Here is a 19,943-nt window from a genome sequence, read left to right as displayed (position 1 = left end):
GCCATGTCGTTCTCCGGTTGCCTGAGCGTCGACTTCAGCGCTCACGCCATGTCGCATTGACAGAACCCCGCATGATCAATTTAATACGCTTCTTGAGCATAGCAACGGCCTCTTTGGGGGATAACGGCCACATCCTGATCCAGTAAACGACCCAGAGCAAAAACGGGCAATCGATTGCCTTGACATCCAATTGCATCTTCCTGCGTTCATGCAGGATCTGCCGTTGCCATTTTGTTGGAATCGTATGGTCCGGCATCACATGCGCGATGTCGCGCAGCAACAAATCCCACCGACGGATACGGTCTTCTATCCAGTCACGACCACTCACCCCCCCCGGAGGCAGAAGCCGTACTGGTGCCGTAATAAAAAACCGGCTCCGGCATGAAAATCAGTCCGTCAAGGAGGGCCGCACGGCGTGCAAAAACGGGGTCATCAGCAATCAATCGTGACTGGGGTACGACCTCTCTGAACGCCTCATAGAGGGTACGCGAAACCACATATCCTGCGGAAAACACAACTGTCTTTCCATAGACCGGATCGCCTGGGGGAAAAAGCCCGACGTTAACGTCAGCCAGCACAGGCTCACCAGCCTTACCCGAAGACTCATACCAACGCAATGCGTTTGTGGCAAGGATGGAAGGTTTGTCCGGAAGGTTCCGCCAGAACTCAGCTATTTTCTCCAGACGCTGGGGCATTGAAAAATCGTCTCCATCCGTCTGCACAAATAACTCACCCTCGGCATAGCTCATCGCCGTTAGACGATTACCAACGATGCCCTGATTGTATCTTGATCGATACAAACGTATTCGGATCGAGCCAGCGTAGACTTTTAGGTAGTCCAGGGCCGCCGCCACAGTGCTGTCTGGAGATGCGTCATCGGAAATGACAATCTCGAAGTCTTTGTATGTTTGCGCTAGAAGCGATTCGATTGCCCGAACAACCGTGCCTTCAAACCGATACGTGGAAAGACAAACCGTTATGAAGGGCGCTTTCCCTAAGCCTTCGCTGTTTCTAATACCTGAGTCATAAACGAGTTCCGAGCTCATGCGCATAACCTCAGATATTGACAGGCGATCTGACGTCCATACCACTCTTTTCAAAAAAGAAGACATGGGTGTTACCGACCTTGGCGACATATTGAGCCAAGCGCAGCCGATTCTGCCGCCCCCACTGCTCGACGTCCTCGCGCGTATGAAATGAGGCCCGCGGCGTGATGATGTAGTCGTAAAAGAAGTGTCTGGCACCTTTCCAAGTCCGTCGCCCTCGGGACTTGATGAGGTGGACCAGATAATAGATCGGCAACAGGGTCGCGTGGATCAGCCAACGCCCCCAGCGTCGTCGCTCAAGCCAGCGGATGGGGATGCCCAGGTAGGTGTAAAAGTAGTAGTAATAGCCGTGGCGGCGGTAGACGCCGAGATAGAGATAGCCGCCCGGCTTGAGGATGCGCGCATTCTCCTCGAACGACCGCCTGGCATCCGGTGTGTGATGGATGACGCCATCGGAGATGACCGCATCGAAGCTGGCGTCGGCAAAGGGGAGCGACAGGTTGGTCGCTGCGGCGTAGTGTGCCGCCGGTGCGCGCCGTCGGGCCAATCGCAGCGAGCCCAGGCTCAGATCCACCGCCCAGACCTGGTGGCCGAGCCTTGTTAGATAGAGCGTCGCCCGGCCTGGACCGCAACCGATCTCCGCCACGCGATCTCCCGGTGACAAGCGCTCGCGGACGAATTCGCGAAAAGACCCCGGCTGGATCTCCTCGATCCGGGCCTCGTCCTCCGTAGTGAGAAAATCGAACGGATACTGATCGTAATGGCTGGCGGTCTGCGCTTGAAGTTTGGTCTGCCCGGAATGCGCCGTCGGCTCAGTCATGCCTTGCCCCTTGCCAAGTCGTAGAGAACGGCCAGGGTCGACTCGGCCGCTGTGTCCCAGGAAAATAAATGGCTGCGCGCCAGCGCGGCCCACGCGCGCGCCTCGTAGCCAGCGCGATCATCCATCAGCCCCGCAATCTGCTCGGCCAAGCCGCTGGCGTCATCCGCGCCAAACACGAGACCAGCATCACCCGCGACCTCACGATTGCCGGGGGTATCCGCCACCAACAGCGGCAGTCCCCTGGCCATGGCCTCGACCATCGGGAAGCCGAAGGATTCGCTGAGCGACGGGAATACGAACAGATCCAGGGTGCCGTAGACCTCGGCCACGCTGCCCTGGGGAAGATTGCCGCAGTTATCGATGCAGTCCCCGATGCCCAACGCCAGCGCCTTGGCCAGCAGGGCCGCTGCCTGCGGGTCCGACTCGTCCAGGGTCAAGACCAACGCCAGCGCGCGGCCTGTCGCCCGCAGTCGCGCCACGGCCTCGAACAGGACGCTAAAGTGCTTCTGTACCCCGGGCTTGGTGACATAGCCGAGACGCCAAGTCCGTTCACCCGGCCAAGACCGCGGTGTGTCGACCGGCTCCATCAGGCCTGGTCCGTGGGGGATGACGCGAATACGCTGGAGTGGCACCTCGGCCTGTTCGGCAATGGCCGTCGCCAGCGCCCGAGTCTGCACGGTCAACAGGGTCGCGGAACGCACCGAGCGATGGACCCAGCGTGTCTTTCCGCGCCAGGCCGCCCGCGCCGGCCAGCCATTCAGGCTCGATTCCATCAGCCGCTTGAAGGTCGTGGAGAAATGCCCGGCATGCTGCTCCAGCAGTAGCGTGGGGCAGGCCAGGGGCCGATCCGGCAAATAGTTGGTTTGGGAGAACAACACGTCGGGTCGCAACCGCCGGATAAGCCAAGGCAAGGCGATGTTGTACCAGTAGAGCAGATGAGCAGGCGTCCGCTCGGCCCAGTCGAAGGTCAACGTCCGCACCCGCTCATGCCGCGGCAATCGCGCTGCGACTGCAGGATGCACCACCACCTGCCACTCCACGCTGGGGTCCCGCTCCAGCATGGCGGCAAGCAACCGCACCAGCAACACCAAAGATCCGCCGTCCTTGATCGACACGGCATTGATCAAGACCCTCATCGCCGCCACGCCCGCGCGCGCTGCACCCAGCCCAGATAATCCCAGTCGCCGCGCACGATCGCCTTGAAATCGTCCAGCGTGTAGTCGCGGGCGACATTGATGCGTGGAAAGGCCAGCGGATCATCGCCCGCCCGCAATGGTGCATGATGACCCGCCGCGGCGTACCGATAGCCCGCCGCGTCAACCCGCGAGCGCAGCGCAGGCGAATGACGGCCCCAAGTGTAGGAGAAATGCCGGCAGTCGGCGACGCCCAGCCGTTGCTGGAGGGTCTGACGCGAGACGAGCAATTCTCGGTCCACCGCCTCTGGGGCCAGACAGGTCAGGTCCAGATGCTCTACACCATGGGAGCCGATGGTCCAGCCCTGCGAGGCCAGCTGCTCGACATCTGCCCAGTTCATGAAGGTCTCGGCTGGATAATGACCAAGCGCTGCGTCCGAGTCGCGGCGTTCTCCATCCATGATCCAGCCCGTATTAAGATAGGCCGTCGCCGTCAGACCGAGATCCTTCAGAACCGGCAGAGCCTGATCAGCCAGGCAGGCATAACCATCGTCGAAGGTAATGGCGATCGATAATGCTGATGCAGGCGACCCGTCCAAGACCTGATCAAGCGTCCCGACGGCCGCATTCGCCGCAAGCCAGGCCAGCTGGGCGCGAAAATCCTCAACGGAAATCGCCCATGGCGAGGTGCCAATGGCGTGATACAGCAGCACACAACGTCTTGGGCCGGTGGAGCGCCAGATCGGGGCCAACAACTTGCCAAGCATTCTTTTTGCAGTGATTGTGTCGTTCATCTTCGTCGGTCCATGATCAAGACCGCCAAGTTCATCGCTGCTTGCGCATCTACTTATCGCACTTCCGGCCAATCAGCACATACATCCGAGCGAGCAGATAGGCAAAGGGCAATCGAGACAGCCACAAATCCATGCCAGGATTGTGGCTGATGTTCATTGAATAGCCTTCCACCACCGAGACATCCTCAGGCAACATGCGCCTGACCTCGTGGGGAGTCAAACGTCGATAGGGTATATCCCCTTCGCACCAAGATCCAACCACATCCTTTTTCAAGCGATTTTTCAAGTTCGCATTGAAAAAGCTCAAATAGAACCATCCTCCCGGCTCCAATGCGCGCAAGACTCGACGTAAAAATCGCTGTTGTTCCGCCGGGCCGCCCAGGTGCTGCAGAAAGTCGCCCATCAGCAACAGAGAGCAGCTTTCAGTTCTGATATAAAAATCGTTCAGGTCCGCCTGCACAAAGCCCACGTGATCAGACGCCCCAACCTGAGTGGCATTGTAATCACAGGAGGCCTTGGAAAAATCCACGCCCTATACCGTCCTGCCGTGGTTTGCAAGCAGCCCGGTGTAGGGTCCGGGACCACAACCCAGATCCAGGGCCACACGGCCACCGTTGGCAGTGCGAGCCTGTTGAAGAAACCGGTTGACCCGCGCAATCTGGACAGGAAGCTTAATATGATTCAGATAGCCTGAGGCCTGCCTGTCGCGGACGCCCTTCTCGGGGATCTGCTCCAAGTGATCGAGATCTCCATAAACGAGACAACGCCCCGAAAAAGGATAGCAATGGCCCTGAGCACAACAAAGGGCTTCACTCGACGCAGACCATTCGAGCGGTGCCTGGCATTGCCGGCATTGTAGGACGGTATACGCAGAGCGAACAGGCTCAATCATTACTTTGTGTCCATGGGACGATACCCAGATTGATGAGCCACAGCGAGAGGAGGCGACCCCCTAGACGCACGAGCCACCCGATAGCGCCAATCGAAGACTTTGCCCAATCCGACACCGACACCGACCAAGGCCCAAAAGTAGGCGAACTCAACAGACCCGGGTGCGACCCACCAGCCCTCGAAAACCGATTGAACGAGCATGCCGCCAAGCATCCCGATGACCAAGGCGAACAAGACTTTTTCCTGCCGTGAATGAATCCGGCGAAATGTTTTCAAAAGCCGCCGGGAGAGCGTGATCAGAAAAATTACATAGAGAAACAAGCCAACCAATCCCATTTCTTCCATGATCGCGAGCTGTGAATTGCCCTTTTCTCGCCCGTAGCCAACGGCGCTCAGGCCACCGCCAAATGAGGTATCACCAATGGTGACACCATACCCCCCACCGAACCAACCGCCCTCCATGGCTAAGGAATAAGACTCCTCCCATACCGCCTCGCGCGTATACAATGCACCCACTTCCGGGTTGGCACCCTTGTAAATGTAACGGTGTTGTAGATTTTCAATTAGACCAGGCGTTAGGACAACGACGAACAAGCCAGACAGAAGAGCCAGGGAGGCCATCATGATACGGCGACGCAACGGGAAGGCCAGGAGCGTTATAGTCAGTGTGGCCAAAAATGCTAACAGTGAAGCACGGGAGTTAGACTGTAGCAGAGAGATAAGCACGCTGCCCAGCAAAACCATCCAAGCACGCCGCTTCCAGATTGTATTCGCTCGGTATAGCCGCCAGATCAGGATAGGAGCGGCCATCGCCATCAGTATACCCAGCGCATTCGGATTCCCTGTCAGGCCTTGGTACAACTCCAATTCACCCATACGCACAATACCGTCTGGGTCCGTCGTCCCCGCCAGGGTCGCTAAGAGCGCCACCGCGACAAACGGCAATAGATAATCCAGCGCGTGCTCCACACCTGTGACCCGCACCCACAACTGTCCGCCAATAAAGAAAGCACCCGCTACGAGCACGTAAACAAAGGCCTTCATGAGGGTCAATAACGGGACGCCAGACCAGAAGTAGGTCAGCAACGCCCAGCCCATGGACAAGAGCAGCACCCGGCCCACATCGGAGCGAAAGGCGATGCCAATATTGCTCCTCAGCAGGATTTGGCCCATCAACAGCGCCGCCAGAAACCAGCGGTTCGTGCCCGTGAAGACTTGATTGACATACTGGATCGTGGGTCCAACAAACCCAAGCAGCGCCAAGGGAAATAAAAGGCTGCTCCAAGGGAGTTTCCGAAAGAACCTCATGGCGACAAGGCCTCGCGCCATGCGGCAATCACGCGCGCAGCCTCTTCTTCCAGGGTCCAGCCAGCGATTTTTTCCAAGGCTTGCCGACTCATTGTCTCGCGGAGCGCATGATCGCGTGCAAGCCGAGATAGCGCGCTTGCCAAAGCCGAGGCGTCTTCGGCCGGCACAACCAAGCCGGTCCGTCCCGCTTCAACCAGATCCTCTCCGCAGCCGGCCCGATCTGTCACAATCACCGGCAGCCCGGCCGCCATCGCTTCGTTGACCACCAGACCCCACGGCTCGAAGCGTGACGGCAATACAAACGCATCGGCCACCGCATAGGCATCCAACAGCGACTCGCCTTGCAGCCGACCCGGCGCCTGAATTGCCTGATCAGTTGCCGCCGCGCCTGACACCAACTCACGCAATGCGCCGTCCCCGATAATCAGTAATGCCACATCGTCGTGCTGAGCCTTCACCTGCCCAAATGCCGCCAGCAGGAGATCGATGCCTTTCTCTGGCTCGAGCCGACCGACAAAGAGGAAGACCTTCGCTGAACCAGAGAGGCCGAGCCGCGTACGGATACGTGCGCGTCCAGCGGCGGAGATGCCGGTCACATGACGACTGATCGCGGTCACATCGACGGTCATCTGCGCGATCTGTATCCGTTCCAATGGCACACCGTAGTGCCGCAGATACTTGGCCTGGCGCTGCCCGCCCGGCAAGAACACCGTCGGAAGTCGAAACAACAACGGGTGGCCTAGCCGTTTGAGCCGGGTCAGCCACGATAGCGAGTCCACCATCATCTGCGTATCCGATTCCACGGCTACCACAGTCCCCTGCAGACGCGAAAGTAACATCGTCGCTAAGAGCAGCGGGTGGCCCCAGCCGGCAAGATGGACGAGGTCATATCCACCCATTACCAATTCTCGCCGAAGTCGCCCGATAGCAGCGGAGCGGCGGGCCGGGAGCAGAGTACAACTGGCCTCATCCGGCGAAAACATCCACGGCTGAGAGACACCTTTAGCTATGAAATAGACCCTTAACTCAATGTCAGGATATTGTTCACGCAGCACACGAATAAGATCCAAGATGTATGCCGCAGGTTCGATATAAACCGCTAATACGCGTAGACAGCCGACGCCCGCAGTCATGAGTCCTTACCTGACCGCTGCATCTGCATCAGTCGATAAGCAATTTCCCTTGAAGAACGATCCCAAGAAAACTTCTTTGTAAACTCAATCTGCCTGAAATGGTCCCGGAGATGGAGCTGAGAACGATAACTGGACGCCAAAATATCGGCGATCGCCCGAGGGTCTCGCGGATCGATAGTAATGGTAAAACCTCCTCCAACCTCACCCAAAGCCGAGTGATCAGGTGCTAGACAGGTCACACCACAAGCCATTGCTTCCGCGAGTTGCATACCAAACCCCTCGTGTAACGAAAGTTCCAAATAATAGTCGGCCGCAACATACAAATCACGTAGCCGCTCGCGCTCGTCGGAGCGTATGAACGGGATCAATACATAGTCGTCTTCGGCGTAGAGACCATGCGCTGTCAGTTCAGCAATCAAATCAGTGACATATCTTCCACCCGGGCTGATCCCGGCAATTGCAAAACAAGCGGGAAATCCAGATCTTCTTGCTTCAAAGATGACTGACGGCAAGATTTTATAATTTTCTCTTGGATCACCACAGGCAAATGTCAATACATAATCCCTGCAATTGTATTGTTGCAATACATGTTGGACTGCTTGATGACGGTTACCGGTATAAAATACCTCATCCACTCCGCAATATGTAATCGAAGTCCTCGCTTCAGATAGCCCGTAACGATCAATGGATTCGTTTCTAGTAAAACAAGAATTGCAAAAAACGAATTCACTATTCTGCAACCCCTTAACCCGGAAATATTCCTTGAAGGCGTCGACAAGCGCACGCGCCCAGCCTCTGCGAGTCCCTTGGACGGCAAAAATAAACTCATTGATATCGTGACAAACCGTTAACGTTTGCGTGGAATATCTCTTTCCTACGGTATCGCCAAACCGTAAGAATAGGTCCGGTCTGCATTCACGCAACAAGCGTGGCATGGTCCATAGGCCAAGCTGGAGATCGGATTGAGGGGGAATCTGAAGTATAGAGGACCTTTCTGAATCGCTTGAGACATTGCACGCCCCCCTAAAACACACCAATTGGATAGACCACGATTGTGGCAACAAATCGTCCAGCCTTGTCACAACCTCCGAGACGAATCGCCCCACCCCTTTCGCTACTGGGGAGAGGGCTGTGGCATCTACTAATAACTTCACCATATTCAACGCGGGCTTGTCACAGAAATCGCTTGAGAATTCGCTTAACAGGTCCGGGGATAAGCCTGGCCAGAATATGCGACTTGACGGCCTTCGGGGTCGCATTTGATATGTCAGCAAGTGCGCGTAAAGGAAAGCAGCCCAGGTAAGAATTATCCCTGACCGCCTCTTCGAAAACCCGACGATAACGCTCACCATGGTTTCTTAAAGAGTAGTGCTGTGCGACGCTTTCCCGAGCGGCCCGTGCAATCGATTTCCTTAATGCCAAGTCTTGGCCAGCCTGAATTATCATTCCGGCAAATCCATTAATGTCCCTCTTATTAACCAGAAAACCATTCACTGAAGACTGAATGATCCGGTCCGTGACATCCGGCAACCTAGAAACAACACAAGTTAAGCCCACGGCCATCGCCTCGACCAGCGAAAGCCCGAAACCTTCGTGGTTCGACGGCATTACCATGATATCGTATTGACTAAGTAAGTCCGGAATCTCCGCGGGGCTCACGCACCCTTTATAATGGATCACTTCATCAACTGCAGACGCCTTGAGTTGATCATAAAAACGAGTTTCATAGCCCCAATGAAAATAGCCATAAACGTCCCAAACAAAATCAAAACCCGCGGCCTTAATTTGGCTTGCTATTTTTGGAATCTTATCAGCACCCTTGGTATAGTCTTCGACTCGACCGATATAAACGATTTTGATTTTATCTTGCGGATTTGTAAACGTGGTCTTAACCTTAAAAAGGTCTACATCAATCGCATTCGTCACCAGCGAGATCTTCCAATGATCCTTAGCCGCGATCTTTTTTCTAAGCCGATTTTCCACCTGCCAGCTTACCGCGACAAATCGACTCACGCGCTGTTGATTGGCTAAGGCGATCTTTAGGGCTGAGGGTGTCACGCTATGGACTGAGACGACAACACGAATATCCTTACGGAGATAGGGTACGATGGCCGCCCAGTTCGGTGACCCGAAATGCGAAAAGACGGCACAGTCAGGGTCACTGTTAATCGCCTCCACCATGCCCCTAAAAGTCACTTCTAGCGGGGGCTCTTCTTGATCTTCAGTAATGAAGAGAGGATCGAATTCATAATACTCCGGTACAGCGATCTGACGCCACGGGTGTACTGGCTGCACCTGCAAGCCGGTCTGCCTCAACGCCTTCAACAACGACAACGCCGCCGTCCCCATACCATCTTGCATGATCGCGTTAAAGCCAAGATAAATTTTCACAACATTCACCTATCAGCAAATAGAATCAACGGTGTCCGACCCGCTCTCACAGGTAAGCCTGCAATAATGGCTTCAACTGGCGCTGGTAAAGCGCAGCAGATGCTGGTTTGAGAAAAGCGAGTTTGAAGAACCGAAGCACCTGACGGCTCAGTTTGGAGGTATGACGGTAGATTGCGCCACTCCAATCCGGGCGCTGCGTACCGACCTTGTGGTCAGCCAGCTTCTGTTGCCGACGGTCCTGTTTCTTCAGGACTTTTTGATCCTCATCGCTGTCCAGGCGGCGAGCCAGCAGCAGACGCACCAGCAGCGTGGTGATGATTGCCAGATCCGCCTGATTGGCGATCGCGACCGGCGACTTGCCCCAGGCCTTGCCGGCGGCGAAATCGTTCTTCCACTGATCATGCGATTTTTCCTGTTCCCATCGCCGGCCATAGAGGAAGGCGACCACCCCCGGCTGCAGGCTGAAATCATTGGTCAGCAGTTCGATCCGTTCGCCTGCCGGGGTGCGATAGCGGATTCGGCGCCAAAGCGCCTTGGAACTGGTGAGAGAGATGGCGAGATCCTGCTCGACGACGTCGTTGATGGGATCCGGCTCGATCGGACGACCCTCGGTGGAATCGATGACGAGATTGGATTTCATGCGCGTGATCAGGGTCGCGCCGAGGGCGCGCTTCTTGGCATCCCAGAAAGCGGCGGCGATAAAGCCGCGATCGGCAACCCAGAGCGTTCGCCGTTCGCGCGTAAGGGCGTCAGGACGTTCCTCGTAGGCGCGCAAGCACGTCAGTTCGTGCTGGCTACGCGTGTCGGTGATGACATCGTCGATGACCCCGATGCGCAGATTCTGGAACGCCAGCAGCAAGTGCCCCTTGGGATTGTCCTCGCCACCATCGCGCGGGATGCACCGCCGGAAATGGGCGCTCTCGGGTTGATAGACCCCATCGACGGCGCGCACGGGTCGATCACCGAGGCCGGGGATTTGGGCCAGGCGATCGGGCAGTGTCTGTGCGGCCTGCAGACGCAAGGCGCCGACCACCTGCCGCAGTTGCGCTTGGCGTTCGCGAGAGGCGGGGGCGTCGGACCAGGTGGATCGGGCCAGTGGTGGGCGATCGACGGCTTCGATATCCAGGTGCAAGGTTTGCTGAACCTGCTCGCGCAGGACCTGCGTGCCCTGCAGGTGGCGCAACACGCCGAGGCTGATGAAGGCCTCCATGCTGAGCACGCGCCCAAAGGCCGTCGATGGCCGGATGCGGGTGAGTGCGCGTTGCACCGGCGAGAGCAGATCGCCAAAAACGGTGTTATTGGTGAGGGTGTGCATGAGGCTGGTGAGTCGGTTTTTATTGAGCATGATCGCATTTATCATTGAGTAGGCCTATGAAAACGGCGCCCCATCCAGGCCATCAAGTCAAGCGATCAATGTTATTCTCTTGCGCTAAATCAATATTGAAAAACCAAGCCATGTGGGCGCTTCACAACCCCGGAAACCACGTTAACGCTTTGGTGCCGAAATCGATTCCAATGTGATGAGAGGCACTCTGCAGCCCCAATGCCGTTGTTGAGGATGCGACAAAACAGCTTAGTGTTGGTCGTTGACCCGGATACCGTTGGCTTCCTATAGGATGAGGCATGACCCGCGCTAAAATAAATATTGCAACAATTCGATATCCCGCTCATAAAAATCATATACAATTTTTTTTGTTTCTTTTGTATAGTAGTCTCGATAATGCGCGTGCTGCCCTACGTTCATCTTACGTAACTCATGCTCACACCCAAGCTTTTTTTCGATCAGACAGAAATCACGCTCAATTTTCTCAAATCGCCCAATGAAGTCAACTTTGATGTCACCTTCCGCATCAGCAATAAAATATGTCTGTGGCCTGAAATGAATCCATTCGCGAACGCTGTCAGTCCGCAGGCCATCATGCACAAATTCTTCGAAATTTTGATAATCCGACAGATGATCTACTGCCCAATTCGCATCTAATTGATTAACCCCGCCACGTTTTAAAAAAAAGTATGTTGACACCAGGCGATCCCAAGGGTTGCGAACAAATGTAAACTTGAAAAACTTGCGAAATTTCCGTGGGCTTGCTCTCTCATACTCAAAATAAGGTACATGTCTTGACGGCTGTTGGAACAAGGTTTGAGAAATACTGCTGCCAGCCGCCTTTGGAATGTGAATAAAGATGCATTGACAGGCATTCGCATGATGCGCATAGACCCCTCGGCCGCGAATATCCATCAATCGGTAGCGAAGCCACATTTCGCTCTCACGAATCAACCGACTTGCCATCTTCATAGACTTGCCTACGCTCCAATATGCGAAAGAACACCTCTTTCCCATTTCTGCGAAAGGCTACTCCACTCCCAGTCCTGCGCCATCGCTACTCCCTTATCACCCATGCGCCGGCGCAATTCGACATCCCCTAGCAAGTTAATCAACCGATCCATCAATTCCTCGTCGTTCCAGACGACATAACCGTTTTCTCCATCAACAACAGAGGGAGCCTCATAAAAGCCGAACAGAACCACCGGCAGACCACAAGCAGCTGCCTCTTGGGTGACCTTGGGAACACCTTCTGACTTGGATGGCAAGACAAAAATATCTGCCTTGCGAAACTCTTCAGCCAGCGCCTGCGGCGAAAGCGGGCCTGCGAAGTGGAGATTATGCAGCCCCAGTTCCCTTACCTTAGCTCTCATTTGCTCGAGCATGTCACCTGCCCCAAACCAACGGAATGCTGCTTCAGGGAATTTTTGCGCCAACTGCAAGAATGTGTCCGGGCGTTTTCCGGGATAAACGGTACCCGCCGTCACGACCACAGGCCGGTGATCGCACCTTTCGCTTGTCGATGGACGATAGTTGGCCGTGTCGACACCGAGCGGCAGAACCGAGAACTTGTCGCCATAACGCAAGCTCCCCATACGCGCCAGAAAAGGACTGATGGCAATGACATGATCGGCCGCGTGCAGGATTCCGTCCACCCGTCGCAATGTTTTAGGCGACACCCGCTGGCAGTAGACTGGATGGCCAGCAGCCTCTGTGTAAAAGCTCTCGCGATCTTCATCGCCGACATGAAAAAATATAGAGCCATCGTATCCAAGTTGTAGTGCATTGGTCTTATCGCCATAGCGGGAACGTCCTATTTTTGCCAAAAACGAGCTAATGGCAATAATCTGATCGGCGGCGGTTAATACATAGTCAACACGACGAAGGATTTGTTTTGGAACCTTATGACAAGTTACAGGATGTCCGGCGACAGCCGTATATTCCATATCCCTTGACGCATCTCCTACTAAACCTTCAAGCGTCGCCACAATTTTTGTTCGCTTACGAAACAGTTTCGTAAATTTAATACCCCAGTAATCCGCCACATCGACACCGGGATAAAAGATCAGGTCATACTTCTTGATGTATGCTAAAAACAGTCTCAATCGCCAGAAGCGCCACGGCCACAGCTTGACCAACCGAAGACGCGTCGATGGCCTAAATAGAGGATCGTCATGATAACATACCGTTATATGGACATTTTTGCTTCTCCAGCGAGATATCATGCTTTTCGCATTTAAGTTTTGCGCGTTATTAGCCCAAACGTCAACCGTTCTAGGTATCAGAATCCTGACCATAGGGGGTTTCTCAATAACTGAATAGTGTTTGCGGGTGACTTTGATTGCCTTGGGCTTTCAGCGTGCGAATAATGGCGCCCCGCGCTGCCGATGATCTCAAAGCTTTGTCAATTTGCACCTTGTCATTTGGCCAGTTTAACGTCCGTGTTACTAGCGGGTAGATCAAGTCGCGCACTGCGTCATCGTCGTTAGGAACCAGCATCACGGGAATCAAGCCATAATTCAGTGCATCCACCATTGCGGTTGAGAACCATGAAACAACGATTGCCGGTCGAACTCTTGTGAAAACTTTGGCAATGGGTTCATTGCGATCATCGATCGTCAGCCGAAATCTTGGTGACAACGACGACCAGTAATCGCTTTGTTCTTTTGGGTGACGTCTCACGAGAATTGTCATTCCAGCAGCATCAGCCCACTCAAGAAAAGGAATCACAATGTTCATTTGCGAGACAGACCCGTAGATTGACGCCACTAAGACGACACGATCACGAGTATTTTCAATTGGCTTCGCGATAGGCAGTGCTGACCGTATAACCGATCGCGGCAATGCCTTTTGTAGATATGAGGCTTCGTCTGCTGTCAGTGCACGGACCCTGGTAAAATCCGGAAAAACCCCGCTTAGACGCATCAGCCCATGTTGATAGAAATCAGATATCACTCCCGCATCGACGGCGGCGAATGCAAGGGTGTCAGGGCTGATAAGACATACCTCGGGCGCTCGCCCCAAAGCCTTGGTATAGCACTCAAACCACGTCCTGAAGAAACAATATCGCGCTACCCGCATAGTAAGATGAGTTAAAAACTCCACGCGGTATTCATGGGCGTCTAGCGGCAGCGTCGGCCACTCATTCTTGAGGCGTCCCAATGACTGAAGCACTGTTCGAAATACGTCTTTGAGGCGCATCTCGTGATCAACATTAAAGCTTTCAAGTCGCTGTTGATCCGCGCGAAAAACCCCCCTTCTATCTTCTGCAAAAATTCTGAATAACTCCTCTTCCATCCCTGCACCAAAGCCAACAAAAATATGCGGCTCAACATCTTTAGAGCAATATGTGTCGGGCTTCTGATATGCACGCCACATCTTAGCGGCTTCATAAAAAGCAACCCCTAATATTGCCAACCATTCGATCTTAACCTTCTGCGAGGCTCGTAGAATAAAGCTAAGGATGCGCCCTCGAGACCCTCGTGTTATCCGCTTTCCATGGTCGATCGACTGGTATAGCGCCGAATCAGCGAATGCCCAACGGATGTCGTTTGGCAGTGTTTGCGCCCATTGAACTAACTTTGATAGTCGTTTGACCATTGACTCCTTATACATGCGATCTCATCATCAGTGAAAAACTGCCACAGCATCCTTTGTGAAAAGGATACACACGACGCCGAGGTTCCCTTATATATGCTAAAGGCGATGGCTGATGTTCAGCTTAGCAGCGGCGTCTTAACACGTTCGCGATCACGCGTCCTCTAAGGCCCATGGGTACATAGATCTCGCCCGGCAGATCGACCTCCCGTCCCCCCATCTTCTTCTTGAACTGATAGGTTCCGGGATTACGCTCTGGATCGATACCTTCCAAATCGTAAAGCCGACAGCCTTGTGACAAGGCCCATTCGACCGCCGCCCATTGCACCGCCTCTCCAACGCGCTGCTTGGAGAAGGCACGGTCAGCCGCTCCCCAAAGATAGTGCATAGTCGTACCGCACCGCAAAACGAAGACACCAGCGGCAGGCGTACCCCGGAATCGCGCAATGAAAAGCCGGGCTTCAACCGCACCCTCCAACCCACCCTGAAGCAACGCAAGCATCTGGCCAGAAGATGCGGGCAAACGAAATCTCTTCGCTTCGCTCACTCGCTTGCAAAGGTCAAAGAATGCGTTCACCGTCTCTGTATCAGACTCGGTGTCTACGCTAACGCCCACACGCAGAGCACGGCCAACCCCATAGCGCCATTGCTTGTCAAGGCGCTGCCACAGCGCGTCACGACCCTGAGTCAGATCAATCCAGATCGTGCGGTGTCGCGAAGCACTTAAGACCGCACCCGCTCGTCTCAAGTGCGCCAGATAAGCGGAAGATTTCTCGAACCAGGGTGACATGGCCATCAGGCAAAACCCACGCTGCCCAAGCACGTCGCGCAGCTCGTCTAAAGCGGCCTCCAACTCTTCCACCGACTGTAAAACCGGTCCACGCGGGATCCAGGCAACTTTCCCCACACCAAACAATCGCCGCTCTTCAACCCGAGCGATCCAGTCTGGTCCTGCTTCACGTGTGTCGTGTAAGTACAAACTCTCGCGGCCGTGAGTATGATGTGACAATGCATCTCCCCACAACCTAGACTGCAATGGATGACCATAAAGCCTCGGCAATAGATCATCCCAACGACGAGGATGAGTACTCAAATCTGAACTAATGCCAAACATATCTTTCTAGCGCTTGATGAGGTCATGCACAGATGCGCCAAGTCTGCACTGTATGCGACGCAGCGGTGACCGAACATAGGCTTCAAGCGGCTGTTGCCAACGCTGTGCGAACCAACGGCGCCTTGCGGTCTCGCCCCAGCAAAGATCCTGGATCTGCTTCGGCAATTCAATCGCATTCGCACTTGGCCAGTTCGCCCAAGTTTGCTAACCCAACAAATCACAATTCCAGCGACATTGACTATTTTTTTGCCGCCATTTCTCTGCTTTTGCCCACATCAATTCCGAAGTTATCCAGAATTTCAATTTTTTCTCTAATTGTTCGAGCGGACAGCACTGGATGCAAGACACCTGTATCAATTTTTTCATGCAGCGTTCTCGGCCGCGATACGATTCTTTCCGGCAAAATGGTCGCCGACACATCAATGCCCGGACCACTGCCATGTTTGTACCCGTTTTTGTCAGGCACCCAATTGAATCCGGCATCAAGAAAGATCTGGTTCAGAGAATTCTGGTCGTGACCAAGATGATCACACATCTTGATGTATTGATCATAGACTCCCTTTGTTCGGGTATTTGATCGGCATAAATAGAACCCGAGGCACATTACAAAACCCCATCTATCCAATGCATTCTTGGGTGCGCCATCGGCAATTGATGTGACAAAGTCCGCGTCTTGTGATAACACAATTTGCCTAACATCTTTGAGCCAAATCGCATCAGCATCGCTATGCAAATAACTCACTCCTGCATCAAGCACTTTTCGCCGCACTTTTAATGTTTCAGTCCAGATCAGGCGGCGCGCACTCTTCTGAAAAGCAAAAATCGGAAGATACCAGTATCGAATACCCATCAACCGCGCACGTTCCGCTGTAAGCGGATCCAGCGCAATCAGCAGAATATTTTCTATGCCCAGACGGAGCATATTTCTATGCCAGATCTCGAAAATTGGGAAGTAATTATATGCCACCTGGGTCACTATCAAGTGATCATCACATATGATAGGCGAAATTAACTTCTCAAAATCACGTTGCTCTGAAAATTCATTAGATAATACAATAGCTGCAGCCAGCTTTTCGCCAGCCACATCATCTTCACCGGCGGCCAAATAGGCCTCACCCTCCTTCAAGTAGGTTTCCTTCAGAGGCTCTATCAATTTTGCATCTACCCTCCCCCAAGAATTCGGTAGGATACGATTTAGCATGGATAGCCGAGCATTGTCATCCAAATCCAGAGCTCGTTGAAAGGCCATGACACCCGACTTCAAATTCTGTTTTCGGAAAGCAGCTTTTGCACGAATTTTTTGATATTTCGAGAGAGCAAGTCGTACGAGTTTTTTCATTTTCATGAACATTTTTGTTCTGGCATGAGTGAATTTTAGTTATATTCAGGGCCAACTCGGAATGCGGCTTAATCCAGTGTCCACTGTTGCTGGGCAAGATCAGTTCGACGAACCGGTCCCCAGAAGGCTAATTTCCCGATATTCTAACTGGAAGCTCAACCTATACGTGAATAAACCGGCTTATGCCCTTCACCTTTCTCTATAATGAGCAGTGAATCATGGACATGTATACCATCGCAATATGAGCTGATCTCAGGGTGTATCTTTGCTTTACCGTGGTACCAGTGGTGCATATCGTGGATCAGCTGCAAGGTATAGCGAAAGAGATTTTTAGATGAGTGATAACCACCTGCATAAGGTGGCCAGTAAGCTGTATGCAAATCTTCAACTAGGTAAACTCCATTTTTGCTCAGCAACGGGAATAGGGTCTCTAACGATTTCCGAATGTGCTTCATATTGTGACTTCCGTCATCAATAATAATGTCCACCCCCCCCCATTTCATCCACAACAGCACGCAAAAATTTTTCATCAGCTTGGGAGCCAATCCTTACACTAGCTGACATACCATCAAAAGAAGCACACTCAGGACTAATATCAACTCCAAAAATCACCGCCGATTCGCCGAAGTATCGTCTCCACATTTGTAACCCGCCGCCGTTGGCGACACCCAACTCTAGCACCCGAGGAGATTTACCTGTAAACCTTGATAAATAACGATCATACACCGGTATGTAGTGATGCCACTTATTAATAGCACCTGAATTTCCTGATATGAATATTTCTAACAAATCACCATCATAAAGATACTTTTTCCGTATGTCATCTTTAATATCTTTCACGCAAGAAGATTCAAATTGAAAATCACCCAAAAACTTCGAAACAGGGACATAAGGGCTTTGAAATTTTTTTCGCAAAAAACCCAATACGCTATTTCCACCAAAAAACTTTATTAAATTCTTCAAATGCATACCACAAGCCTTCTTTCATTATCTGTATAGTTAAGCTATTATAAAGTTTTCATTTGCATCAGCAATGAAATCTGTCTGCGGCCTGAAATGAACCCAATCATAGATGCCGTCAGCCCGTAGGCCCTCATGTACGAATTCATCGAAAGATCGATAGTTCGACAAATGATTTGCCGCCTAGTCCGCATCCAATGAATTCACACCGCCACGTTTCAAAAAAGTATGTAGATGTAGTGCGCCTGACAACTTGGGTTAACGCTACAGAATGATTGGAATAATTATCGGCATCAATGCAATACCGATCGCCACAGCACCTAGCTTGAATGCTACCCGAGTAGCATCAACGGGATGACTCCAATAAAACCAAAACCGAGACCAAGCCCTCGGCTCCACGGAGACGTGGATCTCAGCGCTTTCATTGCCCAGACCCAACTGCTGGCAGGCCCGACCTGGAAGCAGGCATTGGTTTTGCGTCAAGCCCTCGATGCTCACCCCACGGAACAGCAGGCGAACCGATCGCGTCGCTTCGCCAGGGCGACGATACGACACCCGTACGATACCCCGCCGCCAAGGCTGTCCGCGGTCATCAGCACCAAAGCGACGGCCAAATAGTCGAGCGTACAGCCCCGGTTGCAAGCCAATCTGATCAGGATCCAGGCAGAGGTGATCGTCTTTATCGATCTGCATTGTGTGTAGCGTGATCATGAGGGTTACCGAATTTGGGCGTTATTCGTCGCGCGGGTCCGATGCATATAGTCGCATCAGTTCCAGGTTCCACTCCATGAAACCGCTGACATCGACCTGCATAGCGATAAGCTCGCGTAACGCTCGCGCAGAAAACTCGATGGCACCGATAAACAGAATTCTCATTGCGCAGGCAGATCGTAAAACTGTTTTTTTAACAGGCTTCCAAAGGACCGTTGCTCCAACACCTTGACGATGGCTTCACTAGCACCCCCATTGCCATAGGGATTTTGCACCCCTGGCAGTTGCGCCTGAAATGAGTTTGAGAACAGGCGGGCGAGTGCATTGCCTATCGCGGCACGTTCCGGCGCACAGTCGATCACGCTTTCGGCTCGCAAACGCCCACGCTGGCGATCGCCGATATTGACGGTGCCTTTCCTGAAGCTCGGCACCTCGGCCAGGCCACTGGAGGAATTACCCACCACGCCATCGACATGCTGAATACAGGAGAGATACCGCAACTGACCCAGTGAGGTGTAGGCCCGTGCATTTGGGTGACGCACGCAGAAATCCTGGATCTGACGGAAAAGCACCCTTCCCTCGGTGTCCGCATTGGGCATGGTGAAGATCAGGCCGGTATCGTCCAGTTCCGCCAGTGCCGCGAGGAGTTCATCCATCTGCGCGGCACTGGTATTGTGCTCCAGCGTCACCGGATGAAAGGTGATCAACAGATTGCGCGGCGCCAGCTTGAAATCCAGCGCGGTCTCCAGTGCTTCGCGTGTCAGCAGCTTCAGACGCAAGATGTTGTCGATACCCAACCCGCCGACCAGAAAGACGCGCTCTGGTTGCTCGCCCAGTTGAATGACCCGCTGGCGGTATTCCTCGGCGGCGACGAAATGCAGATGCGACATCTTGGTGATGCTATGCCGGATGGCTTCGTCGAAGGCGCCCTCTGTCGTTTCGCCACCATGCAAATGGGCGATGGGGAGGCGCGCGATCATGCCCGCGGCGGCCGCAGCGAAGATCTCATAGCGATCGCCCAGCACCAGGAGCAGGTCGGGCTGTAGTTGGGCAAGGGCGTCGGCGAAGCCGATCATCCCCAGGCCCATGGACTTGGTCACGCCGACGGCTGTGTCGGAGCTGAGCAGCATCTCAACCTTGCGGTCGACCTGGAAGCCGTCAGCCTCGATCGCCTCCACCGTGAGGCCAAACTCGGGTGAGAGATGCATGCCGGTGGCGATGAGCTGCAGCTCCAGCACGGGCGACTGGCGGATGCCTTCCATCACCCAGCGCAGCAGACCATATTCGGCGCGGGTGCCGGTGACGACGCAGATACGTTTAGGCTGCATCAGGGTCAGTGACAACGATAGCGGGAGAGGCTATCGCTAATCCATCACAACTGA

The 19,943-nt window shown here is 53.7% G+C and carries 20 protein-coding genes; all 20 read right to left on the bottom strand.

What is annotated here, in order from left to right; all coding sequences use genetic code 11:
- Positions 1–34 precede the first annotated feature (34 nt).
- Positions 35–280 carry a hypothetical protein gene (locus tag F2Q65_RS14185; protein ID WP_150094065.1) on the bottom strand — a complete coding sequence of 82 codons (246 nt, stop codon included), beginning with the start codon at positions 278–280 and terminating at the stop codon, positions 35–37.
- A 34-nt stretch (positions 281–314) separates the two neighbouring features.
- The gene (locus F2Q65_RS14180; protein WP_170265738.1) at positions 315–1,046 is read right to left on the bottom strand and encodes a glycosyltransferase family 2 protein; all 732 of its coding nucleotides are present in this window, start codon (positions 1,044–1,046) and stop codon (positions 315–317) included.
- 10 nt (positions 1,047–1,056) lie between these two features.
- Entirely contained in the window at positions 1,057–1,866 is an 810-nt protein-coding gene (locus F2Q65_RS14175) for a class I SAM-dependent methyltransferase (protein ID WP_150094063.1), read from the bottom strand.
- Entirely contained in the window at positions 1,863–3,002 is a 1,140-nt protein-coding gene (locus tag F2Q65_RS14170) for a glycosyltransferase (RefSeq protein WP_150094062.1), read from the bottom strand. The genes F2Q65_RS14175 and F2Q65_RS14170 overlap by 4 nt, the downstream gene beginning before the upstream one ends.
- Entirely contained in the window at positions 2,999–3,793 is a 795-nt protein-coding gene (locus F2Q65_RS14165) for a polysaccharide deacetylase family protein (protein WP_150094061.1), read from the bottom strand. The genes F2Q65_RS14170 and F2Q65_RS14165 overlap by 4 nt, the downstream gene beginning before the upstream one ends.
- A 49-nt stretch (positions 3,794–3,842) precedes the next feature.
- Positions 3,843–4,322 (bottom strand): class I SAM-dependent methyltransferase, encoded by a 480-nt coding sequence (locus tag F2Q65_RS14160; RefSeq protein ID WP_150094060.1) that lies wholly within the window; start codon positions 4,320–4,322, stop codon positions 3,843–3,845.
- A 362-nt stretch (positions 4,323–4,684) separates the two neighbouring features.
- Positions 4,685–5,947 carry an O-antigen ligase family protein gene (locus F2Q65_RS14155; protein WP_150094059.1) on the bottom strand — a complete coding sequence of 421 codons (1,263 nt, stop codon included), beginning with the start codon at positions 5,945–5,947 and terminating at the stop codon, positions 4,685–4,687.
- Positions 5,948–5,988: 41 nt separating this feature from the next.
- Positions 5,989–7,125 (bottom strand): glycosyltransferase family 4 protein, encoded by a 1,137-nt coding sequence (locus tag F2Q65_RS14150; protein ID WP_150094058.1) that lies wholly within the window; start codon positions 7,123–7,125, stop codon positions 5,989–5,991.
- The gene (locus F2Q65_RS14145; protein ID WP_342782245.1) at positions 7,122–8,282 is read right to left on the bottom strand and encodes a glycosyltransferase; all 1,161 of its coding nucleotides are present in this window, start codon (positions 8,280–8,282) and stop codon (positions 7,122–7,124) included. The genes F2Q65_RS14150 and F2Q65_RS14145 overlap by 4 nt, the downstream gene beginning before the upstream one ends.
- Positions 8,283–8,298: 16 nt before the next feature.
- The gene (locus F2Q65_RS14140; RefSeq protein WP_150094056.1) at positions 8,299–9,516 is read right to left on the bottom strand and encodes a glycosyltransferase family 4 protein; all 1,218 of its coding nucleotides are present in this window, start codon (positions 9,514–9,516) and stop codon (positions 8,299–8,301) included.
- Between the two features lie 46 nt (positions 9,517–9,562).
- Entirely contained in the window at positions 9,563–10,861 is a 1,299-nt protein-coding gene (locus tag F2Q65_RS14135; protein ID WP_170265734.1) for a transposase, read from the bottom strand.
- Between the two features lie 288 nt (positions 10,862–11,149).
- Positions 11,150–11,812, bottom strand: coding sequence for a sulfotransferase family 2 domain-containing protein (locus tag F2Q65_RS14130; RefSeq protein WP_170265729.1), 663 nt, complete (start codon positions 11,810–11,812; stop codon positions 11,150–11,152).
- Positions 11,813–11,820: 8 nt separating this feature from the next.
- Entirely contained in the window at positions 11,821–12,978 is a 1,158-nt protein-coding gene (locus F2Q65_RS14125) for a glycosyltransferase family 4 protein (RefSeq protein ID WP_170265726.1), read from the bottom strand.
- A 169-nt stretch (positions 12,979–13,147) separates the two neighbouring features.
- Positions 13,148–14,455 carry a polysialyltransferase family glycosyltransferase gene (locus tag F2Q65_RS14120; protein WP_150094052.1) on the bottom strand — a complete coding sequence of 436 codons (1,308 nt, stop codon included), beginning with the start codon at positions 14,453–14,455 and terminating at the stop codon, positions 13,148–13,150.
- 106 nt (positions 14,456–14,561) lie between these two features.
- Positions 14,562–15,299, bottom strand: a complete 738-nt coding sequence (locus tag F2Q65_RS14115) for a lipid II:glycine glycyltransferase FemX (protein WP_170265724.1) — start codon at positions 15,297–15,299, stop codon at positions 14,562–14,564.
- 490 nt (positions 15,300–15,789) lie between these two features.
- Positions 15,790–16,896 carry a putative nucleotide-diphospho-sugar transferase gene (locus F2Q65_RS14110; RefSeq protein ID WP_170265722.1) on the bottom strand — a complete coding sequence of 369 codons (1,107 nt, stop codon included), beginning with the start codon at positions 16,894–16,896 and terminating at the stop codon, positions 15,790–15,792.
- A gap of 149 nt (positions 16,897–17,045) precedes the next feature.
- Positions 17,046–17,345, bottom strand: a complete 300-nt coding sequence (locus tag F2Q65_RS14105; protein WP_150094049.1) for a hypothetical protein — start codon at positions 17,343–17,345, stop codon at positions 17,046–17,048.
- Positions 17,346–17,361: 16 nt separating this feature from the next.
- Complete coding sequence (locus tag F2Q65_RS14100) at positions 17,362–17,859, bottom strand: hypothetical protein (protein WP_150094048.1); 498 nt, start codon at positions 17,857–17,859, stop codon at positions 17,362–17,364.
- Between the two features lie 255 nt (positions 17,860–18,114).
- Positions 18,115–18,561, bottom strand: coding sequence for a hypothetical protein (locus F2Q65_RS14095; protein ID WP_150094047.1), 447 nt, complete (start codon positions 18,559–18,561; stop codon positions 18,115–18,117).
- A gap of 161 nt (positions 18,562–18,722) precedes the next feature.
- Positions 18,723–19,904, bottom strand: coding sequence for a UDP-N-acetylglucosamine 2-epimerase (gene neuC / locus F2Q65_RS14090; protein ID WP_246156233.1), 1,182 nt, complete (start codon positions 19,902–19,904; stop codon positions 18,723–18,725).
- Positions 19,905–19,943: the final 39 nt, after the last annotated feature.

The sequence above is a fragment of the Thiohalocapsa marina genome, from assembly GCF_008632335.1.
In the GTDB taxonomy this organism is placed as follows: Bacteria; Pseudomonadota; Gammaproteobacteria; order Chromatiales; family Chromatiaceae; genus Thiohalocapsa; species Thiohalocapsa marina.
This window is presented reverse-complemented; position numbering and strand designations above follow the sequence as displayed.

Bases quoted from the DNA above. Each gene is read 5' to 3' on its own strand.
- F2Q65_RS14095 (WP_150094047.1), bottom strand. From the start codon at position 18,561: ATGATCACGCTACACACAATGCAGATCGATAAAGACGATCACCTCTGC.
- F2Q65_RS14180 (WP_170265738.1), bottom strand. From the start codon at position 1,046: ATGAGCTCGGAACTCGTTTATGACTCAGGTATTAGAAACAGCGAAGGC.
- F2Q65_RS14100 (WP_150094048.1), bottom strand. From the start codon at position 17,859: ATGCATTTGAAGAATTTAATAAAGTTTTTTGGTGGAAATAGCGTATTG.
- F2Q65_RS14145 (WP_342782245.1), bottom strand. From the start codon at position 8,282: ATGGTGAAGTTATTAGTAGATGCCACAGCCCTCTCCCCAGTAGCGAAA.
- F2Q65_RS14105 (WP_150094049.1), bottom strand. From the start codon at position 17,345: ATGAAGCACATTCGGAAATCGTTAGAGACCCTATTCCCGTTGCTGAGC.
- F2Q65_RS14150 (WP_150094058.1), bottom strand. From the start codon at position 7,125: ATGACTGCGGGCGTCGGCTGTCTACGCGTATTAGCGGTTTATATCGAA.
- F2Q65_RS14120 (WP_150094052.1), bottom strand. From the start codon at position 14,455: ATGTATAAGGAGTCAATGGTCAAACGACTATCAAAGTTAGTTCAATGG.
- F2Q65_RS14175 (WP_150094063.1), bottom strand. From the start codon at position 1,866: ATGACTGAGCCGACGGCGCATTCCGGGCAGACCAAACTTCAAGCGCAG.
- F2Q65_RS14130 (WP_170265729.1), bottom strand. From the start codon at position 11,812: ATGAAGATGGCAAGTCGGTTGATTCGTGAGAGCGAAATGTGGCTTCGC.
- F2Q65_RS14110 (WP_170265722.1), bottom strand. From the start codon at position 16,896: ATGAAAATGAAAAAACTCGTACGACTTGCTCTCTCGAAATATCAAAAA.
- F2Q65_RS14135 (WP_170265734.1), bottom strand. From the start codon at position 10,861: ATGCTCAATAAAAACCGACTCACCAGCCTCATGCACACCCTCACCAAT.
- F2Q65_RS14165 (WP_150094061.1), bottom strand. From the start codon at position 3,793: ATGAACGACACAATCACTGCAAAAAGAATGCTTGGCAAGTTGTTGGCC.
- F2Q65_RS14170 (WP_150094062.1), bottom strand. From the start codon at position 3,002: ATGAGGGTCTTGATCAATGCCGTGTCGATCAAGGACGGCGGATCTTTG.